13 protein-coding genes, 4 tRNA genes and 1 other RNA gene are annotated in these 14,692 nt (G+C 26.7%); 7 read left to right on the top strand and 11 right to left on the bottom strand.

Annotated elements, in window-relative coordinates; translation table 11 throughout:
* The 4 genes from dnaX to QIA46_RS02295 all read right to left on the bottom strand — a co-directional run bounded on the left by dnaX (position 1) and on the right by QIA46_RS02295 (position 2,191).
* The gene (gene dnaX / locus QIA46_RS02310) at positions 1-1,683 is read right to left on the bottom strand and encodes a DNA polymerase III subunit gamma/tau (protein ID WP_317268298.1); all 1,683 of its coding nucleotides are present in this window, start codon (positions 1,681-1,683) and stop codon (positions 1-3) included.
* Positions 1,684-1,914: 231 nt separating this feature from the next.
* Positions 1,915-2,011: signal recognition particle sRNA small type (gene ffs, locus QIA46_RS02305), an RNA gene on the bottom strand.
* Positions 2,012-2,014: 3 nt separating this feature from the next.
* A tRNA-Ser gene (locus QIA46_RS02300) sits at positions 2,015-2,101 on the bottom strand.
* A gap of 16 nt (positions 2,102-2,117) precedes the next feature.
* Positions 2,118-2,191, bottom strand: a tRNA-Arg gene (locus QIA46_RS02295).
* 74 nt (positions 2,192-2,265) lie between these two features.
* Between QIA46_RS02295 and QIA46_RS02290 the strand changes: the two genes are divergently transcribed.
* Entirely contained in the window at positions 2,266-2,979 is a 714-nt protein-coding gene (locus QIA46_RS02290) for a hypothetical protein (RefSeq protein ID WP_317268297.1), read from the top strand.
* Positions 2,980-3,002: 23 nt separating this feature from the next.
* On the opposite strand, the gene QIA46_RS02285 is transcribed toward QIA46_RS02290, so the two are convergent.
* The 4 genes from QIA46_RS02285 to QIA46_RS02270 all read right to left on the bottom strand — a co-directional run bounded on the left by QIA46_RS02285 (position 3,003) and on the right by QIA46_RS02270 (position 6,116).
* A tRNA-Ser gene (locus QIA46_RS02285) sits at positions 3,003-3,089 on the bottom strand.
* Between the two features lie 55 nt (positions 3,090-3,144).
* Positions 3,145-3,233: transfer RNA gene (locus QIA46_RS02280), tRNA-Ser, on the bottom strand.
* 62 nt (positions 3,234-3,295) lie between these two features.
* Positions 3,296-4,606: a tetratricopeptide repeat protein gene (locus tag QIA46_RS02275; protein WP_317268296.1), complete on the bottom strand. Its 1,311-nt coding sequence runs from the start codon at positions 4,604-4,606 to the stop codon at positions 3,296-3,298.
* Complete coding sequence (locus tag QIA46_RS02270; protein ID WP_317268295.1) at positions 4,599-6,116, bottom strand: fibronectin type III domain-containing protein; 1,518 nt, start codon at positions 6,114-6,116, stop codon at positions 4,599-4,601. Before QIA46_RS02270 ends, QIA46_RS02275 begins: the two co-directional genes overlap by 8 nt.
* A gap of 121 nt (positions 6,117-6,237) precedes the next feature.
* Between QIA46_RS02270 and uvrC the strand changes: the two genes are divergently transcribed.
* Positions 6,238-8,049 carry an excinuclease ABC subunit UvrC gene (gene uvrC / locus QIA46_RS02265; protein WP_317268294.1) on the top strand — a complete coding sequence of 604 codons (1,812 nt, stop codon included), beginning with the start codon at positions 6,238-6,240 and terminating at the stop codon, positions 8,047-8,049.
* Positions 8,050-8,137: 88 nt separating this feature from the next.
* Here the strand turns inward: uvrC and QIA46_RS02260 are convergent, their stop codons facing one another.
* Entirely contained in the window at positions 8,138-8,761 is a 624-nt protein-coding gene (locus tag QIA46_RS02260; protein WP_317268293.1) for a hypothetical protein, read from the bottom strand.
* Positions 8,762-8,764: 3 nt separating this feature from the next.
* The gene (gene holA, locus QIA46_RS02255; RefSeq protein WP_317260257.1) at positions 8,765-9,754 is read right to left on the bottom strand and encodes a DNA polymerase III subunit delta; all 990 of its coding nucleotides are present in this window, start codon (positions 9,752-9,754) and stop codon (positions 8,765-8,767) included.
* A 56-nt stretch (positions 9,755-9,810) separates the two neighbouring features.
* On the opposite strand from holA, the gene QIA46_RS02250 reads away from it, so the two are divergent.
* Positions 9,811-10,959: a glycosyltransferase family 4 protein gene (locus tag QIA46_RS02250; protein WP_317268292.1), complete on the top strand. Its 1,149-nt coding sequence runs from the start codon at positions 9,811-9,813 to the stop codon at positions 10,957-10,959.
* Here the strand turns inward: QIA46_RS02250 and QIA46_RS02245 are convergent.
* A complete protein-coding gene (locus QIA46_RS02245; protein WP_317268291.1) occupies positions 10,956-11,798 on the bottom strand; it encodes a mechanosensitive ion channel family protein in 843 nt (280 codons plus the stop codon). The two genes, QIA46_RS02250 and QIA46_RS02245, sit on opposite strands and share 4 nt — an antisense overlap.
* A gap of 207 nt (positions 11,799-12,005) precedes the next feature.
* On the opposite strand from QIA46_RS02245, the gene QIA46_RS02240 reads away from it, so the two are divergent.
* From QIA46_RS02240 to QIA46_RS02225, 4 genes are read left to right on the top strand one after another with little or no spacing between them, the layout of a single operon-like run.
* Entirely contained in the window at positions 12,006-12,593 is a 588-nt protein-coding gene (locus QIA46_RS02240; RefSeq protein WP_317268290.1) for a chromate transporter, read from the top strand.
* A gap of 14 nt (positions 12,594-12,607) precedes the next feature.
* A complete protein-coding gene (locus tag QIA46_RS02235) occupies positions 12,608-13,141 on the top strand; it encodes a chromate transporter (protein ID WP_317268289.1) in 534 nt (177 codons plus the stop codon).
* 2 nt (positions 13,142-13,143) lie between these two features.
* Positions 13,144-14,403 (top strand): RNA polymerase factor sigma-54, encoded by a 1,260-nt coding sequence (gene rpoN / locus QIA46_RS02230; RefSeq protein ID WP_317268288.1) that lies wholly within the window; start codon positions 13,144-13,146, stop codon positions 14,401-14,403.
* Positions 14,393-14,686, top strand: a complete 294-nt coding sequence (locus QIA46_RS02225; protein ID WP_316256192.1) for an HPF/RaiA family ribosome-associated protein — start codon at positions 14,393-14,395, stop codon at positions 14,684-14,686. The genes rpoN and QIA46_RS02225 overlap by 11 nt, the downstream gene beginning before the upstream one ends.
* Positions 14,687-14,692: the final 6 nt, after the last annotated feature.

Below are 14,692 nucleotides of genomic sequence, written 5' to 3'. Positions count from 1 at the left end.
TTATCCCTCCAGAACTTCACTTGCTCCAAAAATATTTTTTACAGTTTCTAATTTTTCAAAATCCTTTTCAAGGCTTTGAAAATTTTTCTGAAATACAATGCTTAAATTGGGAAATTCTTTATAAAATTCAGATCTTATCTCACCTTTATAATTTTGAAGCTCATTATATTCAAACTCGCTAAACACCTTATAATAAAGAACATTGTCATCAATAGCAACTTCTCCTGAATGAATTAAAGTTTGAACATATCTTGAAACAATATAAATAAATTTATCTCTTATATCAATAAAATCATTTGCTTTACTTGGATTATCATCTTCAATAAAAATCTCATCAATCTCGTCAATACTATTGGTTTCTATAAAATTTTTATCAATTTTTGTTGACAAATTTTCATCATGATCGGTTTCCTCTTTTCCTAAAGATCCGGCTTCGAAAAATTCACATTTTAAGCTAGATTTTGCTGGAATAAAAGCTAAATCATCTTGGCTCTTATTATTTGCTAAAACATCAAAATTGTTTGAATCTACAGCAATATTTTCTAACAAATTGTCTTCAAGATTTTGAATTTGATTTATTAAAATATGATTTGGAATATAATTTTTAAGTCTTAAAATTTTAATAAAATTAATCTCAAGCTCATATCTTGGATTAACCGAAAATTGCAAATCCCTGTAAGTTTCAAGCAAAACAACAATAATTCTCTCAAGATAGTTCAAATCAAACTCAATTAATTTTTTTCTCAAATCCTCAGATTTAATTCCAATAAACTCAAAATTTTTAATACCTATCTTTAAAAATAATGCCTCTCTAAAAAATTCAATTGAATCTAAAAGAAATTGCTCATAAGATACTCCAGATGAAAAAATAGAATCAAGAATACAAATTAACTCTTTTACATCTTCACTAAGAATGCTAACTGACAACTTTTCCAAAAATTCATCATTGGTTAAACCCATCTTGGATCTTATTTGATCTAATTTAATGTTAGAATCACTAAAAGAAACTATCTGATCAAAAAGGGTATACGCATCTCTTACGCTACCGCTACTTTTATATGCAATCCATTTTAAAGCTTCATCTTCATATTTAATATGATCTTCCAAACAAACTTTCTTAAGCATATTATAAATCTTTTCTAAAGATAAAAGTTTAAAACTAAAATGTTGACATCTGCTTTTTATTGTCTCTGGAAGCTTGTGTGATTCTGTAGTAGCAAAAATAAAAACAATATAATTTGGGGGTTCTTCAATTGTCTTCAAAAGAGCATTAAAAGCGGAATTGGAAAGCATGTGAACTTCATCAATAATATATATTCTATATTTAGAAATTGCAGGAGGAAACATTATCTCTTCTTTGATTTGTCTAATATCTTGGACCGAAGTGTTTGAAGCACCATCAATTTCAATAACATCAAGACTGCTGTCATTCTCAATAGATTTGCAATTGCTGCACTCCCCACATGGCATAACTGTCGGACCATTCTTGCAATTTAAGCATCTGGCAAAAGCCCTAGCTGATGAGGTCTTGCCAACACCTCTTGGCCCTGAAAAAATATAAGCATTGGCTATTTTATTTTTCTCTATAGAATGCTTTAGAGTTTCAACAACAAAGTCTTGTCCTTCAAGAGAGTTGAAATCTCTGGGTCGCTTCTTAAGAGCAGTGCCTCTTGAAGACGCCATTAACTTTTTACCTCCCTATGCTTTAATAAGTAAAATATTAGTAAATATATAATATACAACATATTTATATCTCAAAACTACTGCTTTAAAAGAGCTAACAAAGAATTTTACAAAACATAAAAAATATTTAACAAAAAAAAGCTTTCTAAAAAGTAGAATAAAACTGAAAATTTCAAAAAGATAAATCTACATTTTAGCATAAAGCAAAGCACGGCATTTTGGCTCAAAATTAAACCTAAGACTTACGTACTCACCAAAGAAATTGCTTACCGCTGCTACCTTCCAGTCCTGACGGGATTCGGCAATACTTGATAGTACGGGTCCTAGGAATCGGAGAGAATGGGATTCGAACCCATGATACATTTTACTGTATACACGCTTTCCAAGCGTGCGCCTTAAGCCACTCGGCCATCTCTCCAAACTAACAATCTTTTCGTGTCCAAGAGGACTTGAACCTCCGACCTTAAGAATCGCAATCTAACGCTCTATCCAACTGAGCTATGGACACAAACAATTAATTTTTATTGTAATAAAAATTACTATTTATTACAATAAAAACATTCAACAGAAAATGGAGAAGTTGTGAAAACTAAAATAATCATTTTTTTTTCAATATTGTCTATTTTATCATGTTCTAAATCAGTCTCAAGTAAAGTTAATTTTGAATTTGAAATTAAAACCAAAAATATTAAAGAAAATGAAATACTAAAAAACAATAATATTATCCATATAGATGCAAAAATTCCCTTTATGGAAAATACAAACTTTGAATTTGAAAATCTCATAAAAAAATGGAAAAAAGATGTCGAGAATAAAATATCAAAACCCGAAAACTCTAAAAATGAATATTTTTATTTTTCTAACTTTACAATATTTAAAAATGAAAATATTGGAATTACATCTATTTTATACAAAGAATCTTTAAGAGAAAAAGAATCAAACACTCTCTTGAGATATTATTCTTTAAACTTAAAAGGAAATAAAAAAATAGAAATTTCAGAAATAATATCAAAAGACCAGCTAGATTCTCTAATAAACGTATTAAAAGAACAGTTAAAAGGCAGAATTAAAGATTTTTATGTTAAAGAACAACACAGCCCAAAAGAATTGGGGAAAAAATTCACAACAATCTTTCCAAGATATAAATATTACTTTAAAAATAACCAAATTATAGTTTTTTATGATCCATTCTCAATTGACTGCAATAGTTGCGATAAAATTGAGTTTCAATTCCCTATACATGAAAACACAGAAAATGAATATCAGACAAATAAAAAACTTCACTTTCATTCTTAACACTTAAGATCAAATGTTAATTACGGAGAGGGTGAGATTCGAACTCACGGTAGGCTTACACCTACAACGGTTTTCAAGACCGTAGCATTAAACCACTCTGCCACCTCTCCAGAGCTAAAACAAATTTTAATAAATAAAGTACACGCTGTCAAGATTAAATAATTACGGAGAGAATGGGATTCGAACCCATGGTCCCCTTTTAAAAGGACAACTTCTTAGCAGGAAGCCCCATTCGGCCACTCTGGCATCTCTCCTATAACATTAATACATATTATCTTAGAGATATTATTATTGTCAACCAAATCAATTATAAATATTAGCAATTTATTCTAAACTCTTTATAAGCTTCTATTAAATTTTGCAAATCCCCAATAGAAATGTCAATTTCGGGCAAAATACATGCTTCGTGCAAAATCTCTTGAACCATTTTTTCTTCATTGTTGCTAAATTTTAATTCAATGCACTCATCTTTAATTCTCCAAATATATGTATTTACTCTTATATTGTGATCAAAAACAAAAATGGGATCTCTTAAATTTAAAGAATTATCAATAAAAAATAAATACTCTAAATACCAATTTACTCTTAAAGATACCGCAAATTCTTCAAGCAGAGTTTCAATCAACATATCTTCGCTAGACTCAAGTAATTTTAAAAACTTTGAATACGGCTCTGGATTAAGCTCACAAAGTTTTTTCATGTAAAAATAGGCATCTTCAAGATCGCGATTCCTAAGAAAAAATAAGGTTGCATATAAATATATCAAATCTAGGTTAGAATAATCATCAACCATTCTCTCAATAGACTTTTTAGGAGAAAATTTTAAAAGTTCAACTGTTGCAATATGCATATTGTAAATTGTATAAATATTGGGAAAATTTAAAATGGCTTTAACATAAGATGTTGTTGCTTGAGTCATGTTGCCTATTTTATGAAAAATAGTTGCCCTATTGTGCCAAATATACTTAGAATAATGAGAATCTGTTAAAAATTTCTCAGAAAGCCTAATTGCTCTGCTTATTTCCCCAACAGAATAGAAATAATACATTAAATAATTAACAACAAGAGCAAGATTGGCATCAAAAAAAATTTTATCTACTTTTAAAAAACTTGCTGCTTGAAGAGATTCACTTTTTTTTAAAATCCAAATATTAAGCTTAACTAGAGAATTGTTGTGATCCAAATCTCTAGCCTCAAAAAATAATTTTAAAGCTTCATCCCTGTTGCCCAGCATTTCAAATAAGACAGCACTATTGTTTAAAGCTTGTACAAAATCAGATTTTTGCTCTTTAGCTTTTAAAAAACAATTTAAAGCAAGCTCATATTCTTTTAAATTAAAATAAAAAACACCTAAATTATAATTCTCAAAAGGACCTAAATCATCTTTATTTTTTTCAATTTTGCCATAATCTATGAGTTTAACTAAAAAATTATATTCACTCAAAACAGCAGGATAAGTATTTAAAACATACAAAAGAGCCTTATAATCCTTTTTTTTGAAATAAACAAGTGCTTTAAGTGCAAGAGAATCAAAATTCTCATCAAAAACATCTAAATTGTCAAGAGAACTTTTAAAATCACCATCTTTATAAAAATTTAAAGCCTTCTCAAAACTAAAGTTATTCATATTTTTTAAAAATCTCCATAGGCCTTACAGAAATTTCCTTTGAAAAAGAAGTATTATTAACACTTTTATCCAAATTGTAAGCAGCAATACTAATATAATAAAGCCTTCCATCTTCAAGTCCTGTAATCTTAAAAGAAGTTTGATTTCCAACATCAATAGGAGAAGTTAAAACGCCGCTGGTTTTTCCATGATAATTACCAGAAGCAACGCCAATATAAATGTAATACCCTTCAACATTGCTATTAACAACAGGAATCCATTCAATAAAAACCTCTCTAGAACCTGGAATAACTTTTGTTATCACAGGAGGAAATGGCGCTGCTTCAGGAACGTAAGTAATTGACATACTATAAAGAGAAGGGCTACTTACAGAATCTCCACTAGGATAAAATTCAACTTTTATTTGAATATATTTTGATATCTTTGAATCTGGAAAATCTTTTTTAGGATCAAAATGAATCCATGCCCCAGTTAAATTTTTTTTAATATTCCCATGACTATCTGTATCATAAAATACCTTATTATCCAATCTGTAATAATAAACAATCTCTGTATCCTTAGGAACATTGGAATCAACATCAAAGGATAATACTTGAGAATAATATTTAGAAAGTTTAATAGGCTCTGTAATAATGTATCCCATATTCTTTGAAAAAAAAGCATTACTAACTTCTTCAAAGCTTTTATGTATTTCCAAATTTTCAACCGCACCAGTAAAATAAGTTCCCAAGGTAAAATCAATAAAATTGCCAATACTTAATAAATATCCTGATCCTTCTTTCTTATTATCCGTTATATATTCTATTGCCTGCGGTTTAGAATCTATTAAATATTCAAGCATGCCGTCCTTTTGCCTATATCTTAAAGTATGCAAATGCCATTTCTTTGGAATAAAATCATCATTACTTTTCATTCTAATTTTGATAGGGTTTTGATTATCTTTTAAAAAGACATTGTTTAAAACCCAAACAAAATTTCCCTCATCACTTTCTAATCTAATAGACTGATCTACCCACGAATTATTAATCTTTTTATAACCATCCCAACTAAAAATAATTTCCCCTGTAACAGAAGTTGTTCTATATACCCAAAACTTAATAGTAAAATCAGAAACAGTGTTGCCTGAAAAAAAGAAAGCTTTCTTTGTCAGCGGCTTAAACTTAACAGGATTTTGATTTGAATAAAAAATTAAAGACCCATTAGAAACATTGCGAAATTCATTTGAAACTCTCAAACTTTTTGCACTAACTAAATAATTTAAAGATGTGTCTTTTAATTTACTATCCCTTCCTATTTCTAAGCGTAAATCAATATTATTCAAATCTAAAACAGCTTTATATCTATCCAAATAAATGCCAAGTAAACCTCTCATATCCCTTTCAAAAGTAACATTGTTAGAATCTTGAATAAATTTAAAATTTTTTTTCGAATCAAGTATTAACTTCAATTCTTGAGATAAAAGAATAGAAAAGCACAAAAAAAATAGCAAGAGCATTAAAATTAATCTCATTTTTGACCTTTTATTTGTTATTATTTATATTTTTAAATGCTTCAAAACATAAAACAAGCTGCATTATGATACAATATTATATCATAAGATGATTTTTAAAATCTAAAAACTACCTGACATTATGAAAGAGAGCCTAACAAATTTATTTGAAAAAGTAATAAAATTGCCAACCACAAGCGGTTGCTATAAAATGCTAAATGAAAATAAAAAAATACTCTATATTGGAAAAGCAAAGAATCTAAGATCAAGAGTAAAAAGTTATTTTTTAGAAAAAAATAGCCATAAAATCAAAATATTAATGAAAAATGTAAAATCAATAGAAGTTATTACAACAAATAGCGAATACGAAGCATTGCTTCTAGAGTGCAATCTAATAAAAACTCACAAACCTGATTACAATGTCAAATTAAAAGATGGGAAAGGTTATCCCATGATCAGAGTAACCCATGAAAAATATCCAAGAATTTTCAAAACTAGAAAAATAATTAATGACAAAAGCGAATATTTTGGACCATTTACCAACGTAAAAAAATTAGACCAAGTATTAGATTTTATTAACAAAACATTTAAAATTAGAAAGTGCAAAAAAAAATCCAATGCTCCTTGTCTATATTACCATATGGGACAGTGCCTTGGAGTATGCTACAAGGAAAACCTTGAAAAAGAATATCAAAAAGAACTAGATAAGGCAAAATCCATACTAAGCGGCAATATATCCGAAACATTAAGCCAAATTGATACCAAATTAAAACTTGCCATACAAAAAGAAGATTTTGAAAACGCTATCAAATTAAAAGAAATTAAAAGTTCTTTAATAGAAATCAATCAAATACAAATCGTTACAAAAACCAACAATTTAAACATAGACTATGTACATGTTCATCCAGGAGAAAATGTAAATACAATAATAGTATTAAAATACAGAAATGGGAAATTGGTTGAAAGAGATGCAAACTTTGATGAGAGTATATGCAAAGAAAATGAACTGATTTTACAATTTTTGACTCAATATTACACATCTATTAATATGATAGTACCAGACAAAATTCATATTTTTATCAAAGATATCGACACTAAAAATGTTGAAAAACTAATAAATGAAATTAAAAATACAAAAACAGAAATTATTTACAAAGAAACAGAAGAAATTTTAAAAATAATGGAAATGGCCATATCTAATGCCGAACTATCTTTAAGAGAATATGAAAATAAAAGCACCAAAGCACTTGAGAGTTTGAAAATTTTCCTAGAAATGGACAAACTTCCCAAAATAATTGAAGGATTTGATATTGCTCATCTTAAAGGACAAGAAACAGTAGCTTCTATGGTTACTTTTAAAATGGGAATACCCTTTAAAGAAAACTATAGGCTTTACAAGCTAAACTCGCTATTGGAAGGAGAAATTGATGACTTTAAAGCAATAAAAGAAGTAATCTCAAGAAGATATTCAGAAATAATCAATAACAACTTAGAACTACCAAATTTAATTTTAATTGATGGAGGCAAGGGACAATTAAATGCTGCTTTTTCTATCTTAAAAGGCTTAAAAATAGAAAACAAAGTTAAAGTCTGCTCGTTGGCAAAAAAACAAGAAACAATATTCTTAACAACTAATAAAAAAGGAATAAATCTGCCCCAAGGACATCCTGCACTTAGGATACTGCAAAATGTAAGAGATGAAGCACACAGAAAGGCCAACGGATTTAACAAAAAAAGAAGGGAAAAAATCACCCTATTTTATACAAAAATAAACGGAATTGGAGAAAAAACAGCCCAAAAAATATTAAAATCAATTGGAACCTATAAGGATATATTACCTTTAAGTGAAGCCGAAATTTCAGAAAAAATAAAAGTAAATATGCGACTTGCAAAAAGAATAAAAGAATTTGCAGCAAAAGAAAACGCAATAAAAAATTATAATCAAGATAAATAAATTTTAAATTTAATTAAAATTTTATATAAATTCTAAATTAACGGTAAAATTATAAAATTTTAAACTAGATTATTTTTTATTAATATTTTTAAAATAAAATACCATTTGAAATCCCAGGTGATAAAACCAAAAAAAGATCATTAATAAGCTTATTTCTAACCTGCATATTTAAAACATCTCCTAAAAGCTCTATTTTATAACTTTTAGAAGAACTTTTAACTACTCTAAAAAAATGAACAATTTCAGTGTAATCAAAATTATCCAATTCTTCAATAACTTCATTTATTAAATTGTCAAATATTTTTTTACGCTCTTTTTTTTCTAAATTTTTAATGTTTAAAGATTTCTCTTCAATTTTATTTAATTTGGCCAAAAATTTTTTTATCCCATTTTGAAAATTAATATTTTTAATAACAACTTCAAATTCAAAACCCTTAAAAATATTTTTTCTACTTATTATCTCGTATCTTAGATTATTAAAAAACAAAGGATAAAAAATGAAATCATCCTTTGCCTGAGACTTTAACCCACGAATTTTTGCTCTCAGATCATCATCATTTGGAATATTTAAATAATTAAAAAATATTTCAGGACTGCTTTGAAAACTTTTAATAGAATCAAAAAACTCTATTAAAACAATTTCTGCCAATCTAGATTCAGATCTACAAGACAAAAAACAAAACAATACAATCCAACTTAATTTTTGCTTCATACATTAAAAATTAAATTTTGATTCTGCAGAATATTGCATTAAAAAATTATCATTAAGCTTTAAAATTGAAAATATCAAAAAGTACGACAAATTTTGATGAATATTTTTAGAATAAATTCTAGAATATAAATCAAACTTATATAAAATTTTCAAAACAATTTTAATTTCTGGAATTGAATAATTTTTAATTCCCACTCTATAAATTTTATTTAATGAAAAAAAGATTTTATTTTTATTCAATGCACTCTGTAAGCTACCACATACACTATAATCTATTTGCACCTTTAACAATCTTTTAAATTGCCAAATAAGACTCATTAAAACATTGAGCAAATCTTCTCCTTGATCCAAAATAGACTTAATCTTGATCAAAGAATGCGTCATATCTTTTTTCAAAATTGAATTAAATAAGGAAAAGGTGTTTTCAAAGCGAATAAAACTAATCCAAGAAGTTATATCTTCCTCATCAATGGTATTGTTCTTAGCAAAAAGCGCAAAAGAATCTATATAAAATTTCAAAATTTTAGTATCTGAATTTAACATTAAAAGCATTAAGTTTATTGCAGAATCTGTAATTTTAATATTAAGATTAAAAAAATTTCTTCTTACAAATGTAAATTTATCATCATCAGAAATCTCATAAAAAACTTTTTTTATAATCTTAAGTTTATTTTTAAAATCAATGCTACATGTATTACTATTAGAAACAAAAATAACAGTTTTATTATTAGACTTTAAAATTGCATTGCATACTAGCTCTAAATCTTTTCCTGCTTTTAAAAGTTCAGACTCATAAACAATAAAAATTTCTTTTTTTGAAAAAAAAGAATTAGAAAATAATTTCTCAGCAAATCCTACAGCCGATAGTTCTGACAAAAAAATTTTAGTAACTGAAACTTTGGATTTAAAAGCATCCATCTTGATTAACAGCTCTTTTAAATAAGCTTCTTTCAAACCTTGTTCATTACCCAACAACAAATAAACCACTTGCATTAAAGTAAATTATAATCCAAGTACCAAATATATTATACTTAAGCTAGGAGGAGAATATGAAAGTTGCAATATTTACAGATACGTATATCCCAGAAAAAAATGGAGTGGCAACGTCAATAAAACAAATTAAAGAAGGATTAGAAAAAAATGGATATGAAGTTTACATATTTTGTCCAAAATCCAAAGCACCTTTAAACGAAAAAAACGTTTACAGATGTTCATCTATTCAAATAAATAAAAAACTTGATGCTGTCATAGCTTTTCCCAACAAAAGAAAAATATCTAAAATAATTCAAAGCTACAAACCAGACATCATTCATACTCACTCCGAGTTTTCTATGGGTAAAATTGGAAAACAAATTGCATTAAAACAAAACATACCAATAGTTCACACGAGCCATACAATGTGGGATTATTATTTGCATTACTTGGGAATTTTTAAATATTTTATTAAACCCGATAAAATGATGCAAAAACATTATAACAAAATAAAACATTTTATTTACCCATCAAGCAAGGCAAAAGAAAGGTATTTTCAATTTTCAAATAATTCTAACTATAAAATAATTCCAAATGGAGTTGACAGAAAGCTTTTTATAAAAACTCTAAGCAAAGAAAAAAAAGATGAAATTTTAAAAAAACACAACATAAAGCAAACAGACAAAATAATCATCTTTGTTGGCAGAATAAATAAAGAAAAAAACATACATTCATTAGTAATACACTTAAAAGACCTTTTAATACAAAATAAAAATTACAAGCTTATCATTATTGGCAAAGGAAATGAAGAAAAGGAAATAAAAAATTTTAGCATCAAACATGGACTTGAAAAACAAATATTGTTAATAGGAACAATTCCATGGGAAGAAATATGCTATTACTACAAAATTTCTGATATTTTTGCCAGTCTATCAAGAAGCGAAGTATATCCAATGACAGTAATAGAAGCACTAACGGCTGGAATACCTGCTATTTTAATAAATGATTATATATATAAAGACGTAATTAAAGAAGGAGTAAACGGATTCTTAATAAAAAAGTACGAAAACTTATCTCAGTACATAGACAAAGTAATAAAAGACGATGAAATATTAAAAACATTTAAACAAAATGCAAAAAAATACTCTACTAAATTTTCAAGTCATTTTTTCACAAAAAAAATTGAAAATTATTACTCAGAAATTATTGCAGGAAAAAATCATTAATATAGCTTATCAAAAGGTATAAAACAAATTGGAAACTTAATTTTCATATCCAATAAAATATTTTTAATAGACTCCCCAATAAAATATTTAAAATCCCAAAAAACCTCTGTATTAACAAAAAATCGAACCTGCAAAACTATATAATAGGGGGTGTATTTTTTGACAATAAGAGTAGGAGAACAAATCTCAACATTAAATTTCTTATTATTGAAAATCATTAAATCCTCTATTTTATCTTTTAATAAACCAATATTCGTATCATAGGGAACTTGAAACGAAAACACAACCCTTCTTCTGGGATTTGCTGAAAAATTAACAACAAAATTGGATGTAAGCTTGCTGTTTGGAATTTTAATAATTTCTTCGTCAAATGTTTTAAGTGTAGTAAAAAAAATTTGGACATCCTCAACCAAACCTTCAACATCTCCACATTGAATATGATCTCCACACTTAAAAAAATTAGAATTCAAAACAATAAATCCACTAACAAAATTAGATAAAATACCCTGAGCAGCAAGCCCAATGGCAATCCCCAATGATCCAAATACAGCAATAATAGATGTTATGGGCACCCCAATATATGGCAATATTATTAAAATAATAACAAAATCTGTTAATATTTTGAAAAAAGATTTTAAAAAGTTAAAAACCGTAACCTCTAACTTCTCTTCTAATCTAGACTTTTCTAAAGTCTTAAATAAAATTTTTCCCATTTTATTAACAATTAACTTTAAAAAATACCATAGCGCTATAGCAATCGTAACTTTTAAACCATAACCTACCACACCCTCAATAATATAATTAAAATAATCTTGAAATATAAAAAACTCCTTAAACAAATTAAACTTTCCTTCCAAGCTTTACATAAATTAATTGAATTATAGCACAAAAAACAAACAAGCCTTAAAAGAAAAACCCTAATAAAAACAATAAGGCAATGTTTTAAAGCCACAATATAGCATGTTTTCATCACTACCACTTAACAATAAAATGAACATTACAACAATATTTGTGATAGAATTAGTATTCAAAGGTTTTTACTAAATTTGACAAAACAAATGTATAAAAAGAAACAAAAAAAAATATATGAAATTTTGGACTTGTTTTTACTTGTCTTTAAAACAACAACACTTACAATTGGCGGAGGATTAATAATTATATCTGAGCTTAAAAAAATATTTGTAAAAAAAAGACAAATAATATCTGAGGACGATTTTAACAAAATACTAGCAACATCAAATGTAATTCCTGGGGTTACAGCGATTAATTTTGTGTTCCTAGTAGGAAAAAAATTTGGAGGCTTTCCATGCGCACTTTTGCTTGTTGTTGCTGGAATTTTACCTTCCATTGTTGCAATAATAATGGTTTTCCTTTACCTAAAATTAGTACCAGACAACATACATGTTGAAAAATTTCTCGAAGGTGCAAAAATATCTTCAATTATCATAATGATAACCGTTGTTTTAAAATTTTCCAAAAAAATGTTGAATAATTCTATAATAAAATGGACAATATGTTTTCTTGTAATTTTTGCAATTTTTAAATTAAAAATAAGAATATCATACATATTGTTAATTTTCTTTTTAGTATACACATTTAAATATATAACAATAAAAAAAATATTAACTAAATAAGAAAAGGATATCGGTTGATTTTAATAAATTTATTCATTACATTTTTAAAAATCGGATTATTAAATTTCGGAGGCGGCAATGGTATTGCCGCAATAATAAACAACGAAATAATTAATAATAAACATTGGATAACAAAAAAAGAATTTGTCAATATAATTACAATATCAAGAATAACTCCTGGGCCTATTGCAACAAACATAGCAACATATGTTGGAATGAAAACTGCAGGAATTGCAGGAGCAATAACTGCTACAGTGGCGTTAATAACAGCTCCAATAATAATAATGATTATAATTCTTCTAATACTACACAAAATCGGCTTTTTAAATTATTGCCTAGAGAATCTAAAACCTATTATTGTTGCACTGTGGATAATTACAATAATGATTTTGCTTGAACACACATATTTAAAGATAGAAAACAACAACACAGAACTTTTGAGAACCTTGGCTATTGTGGGAATTAATTTTTTTATTTTATTTTTTTATAATAAAATAAGTCCCGCATTAGTAATTATACTTAGTGGATTTTTTTATACATTAATATAAATATGATTAAACAAAAATTAAAATTATCCCAAAATTTAACCTCAATTCAAATACAAACAATAAAAATATTAGGACTTAATCAAAAAGAATTAATAAAGCTTATACTAAACGAAAGCGAAAACAACGAATGCCTAGAAATAGACTCAAATAAAATATTTTTTGAAACATTGAAAACATATAAGTTTAAAAAAGTTTTTTATAAAGAAGATAGCCTGATAAAAAATCAACACGACATAGCTCTTGAAAAAACGCAAACAAATACTTCTTTAAAAGAACACCTTTTACTACAGTTAAGAATTCAAAGAATAAATGAAGATGAACTTAAAATAGGTGAAATACTAATAAACAATCTAAACAGCAAAGGTTTCCATATAATAAACCCTTACGATCTTTTTAAAAAGGAAGAAAAAGAAAAAGTAAAAAAAATAATTGAACTTATTCAAAAATTTGATCCAATTGGAATTTGTGTCCCCAACATAATAGAATCGTTAATTTTGCAAGCAAAGCATCATAAATTAGAAACTAATATTATTAAAATTCTTGAAAAAGCAGACCTTCTTGAAAAAACTCAAGAAAAGTTAAAAGAAGAGCTCAAAATAAGAAGCAAAGAATTTAACAAAGCTTTAGAAATTATCAGACAAAAACTTAACCCCAACCCAACACTCGAATTTAAAGATCCAAACGACACTAATTTCTATGTCGATCCAGATATATTAATAATTAATCACAATAACAAATTTAAAATTAAAATCAAAGAAGTTAGTATCTTTAAAAAAGAACTTAAAAAGATAGCTGAAAATCCCCAAAAACAAAAAAAAGCAAAGTGGTTAATCGAATCTCTACGATATAGAGATGAAATACTTGCAAAAATAGGAATAGCTATATATACATTGCAAAAAGAATTTCTAAGAAGAGGTTTTAAAAGCTTAAGACCAATGAACTTGAACATTTTGTCAGAAAAAATTAGTGTGTCAAAATCAACAATATCAAGAGCAATAAAAAATAAATACTTAAAATGCGAATGGGGTACAATATTAATCAAAGAGCTTTTTAGCTCTGTTGGTGGAGCAAAAACAAATGAATTTTCAAAATTAAGCATTAAGATAACAGTAAAAAAGTTGTTAGAAACAAATAAAAAGATGTCAGATGAAGCGATTTCTGCTATACTGAAATCCAAAGGAATCTCTATTTCTAGAAGAACAGTGAACAAGTATAGAAATGAATTGAAATCTGAGAAAGGGAGAACATATTATGGAACCTAAAATTCAAGCGGTTAATTATAGCTTAAATGAGAATGAAAAAATTTTTATTCTCAAAAAACTAGAAAAATTTGATATTCATATTAAAAAACATATTGATAATTTAAAAATTACAATTAAAAAAGAACATGAGCTTTTTGAATTGGACGCACATATTCACTTTAATTGGGGAAAAATAATACACATAAGAGAAGATGGAAAAATACTTCTTAATCTTATTGATAGCGCAATAGCAAGACTTTACAAAACAGCAACTAAAGAGAAAGAGAAAAAAAACAACAAATAAGATAAG

Source organism: Borreliella carolinensis, from assembly GCF_032595855.2.
GTDB classification, from domain to species: domain Bacteria; phylum Spirochaetota; class Spirochaetia; order Borreliales; family Borreliaceae; genus Borreliella; species Borreliella carolinensis.
This window is presented reverse-complemented; position numbering and strand designations above follow the sequence as displayed.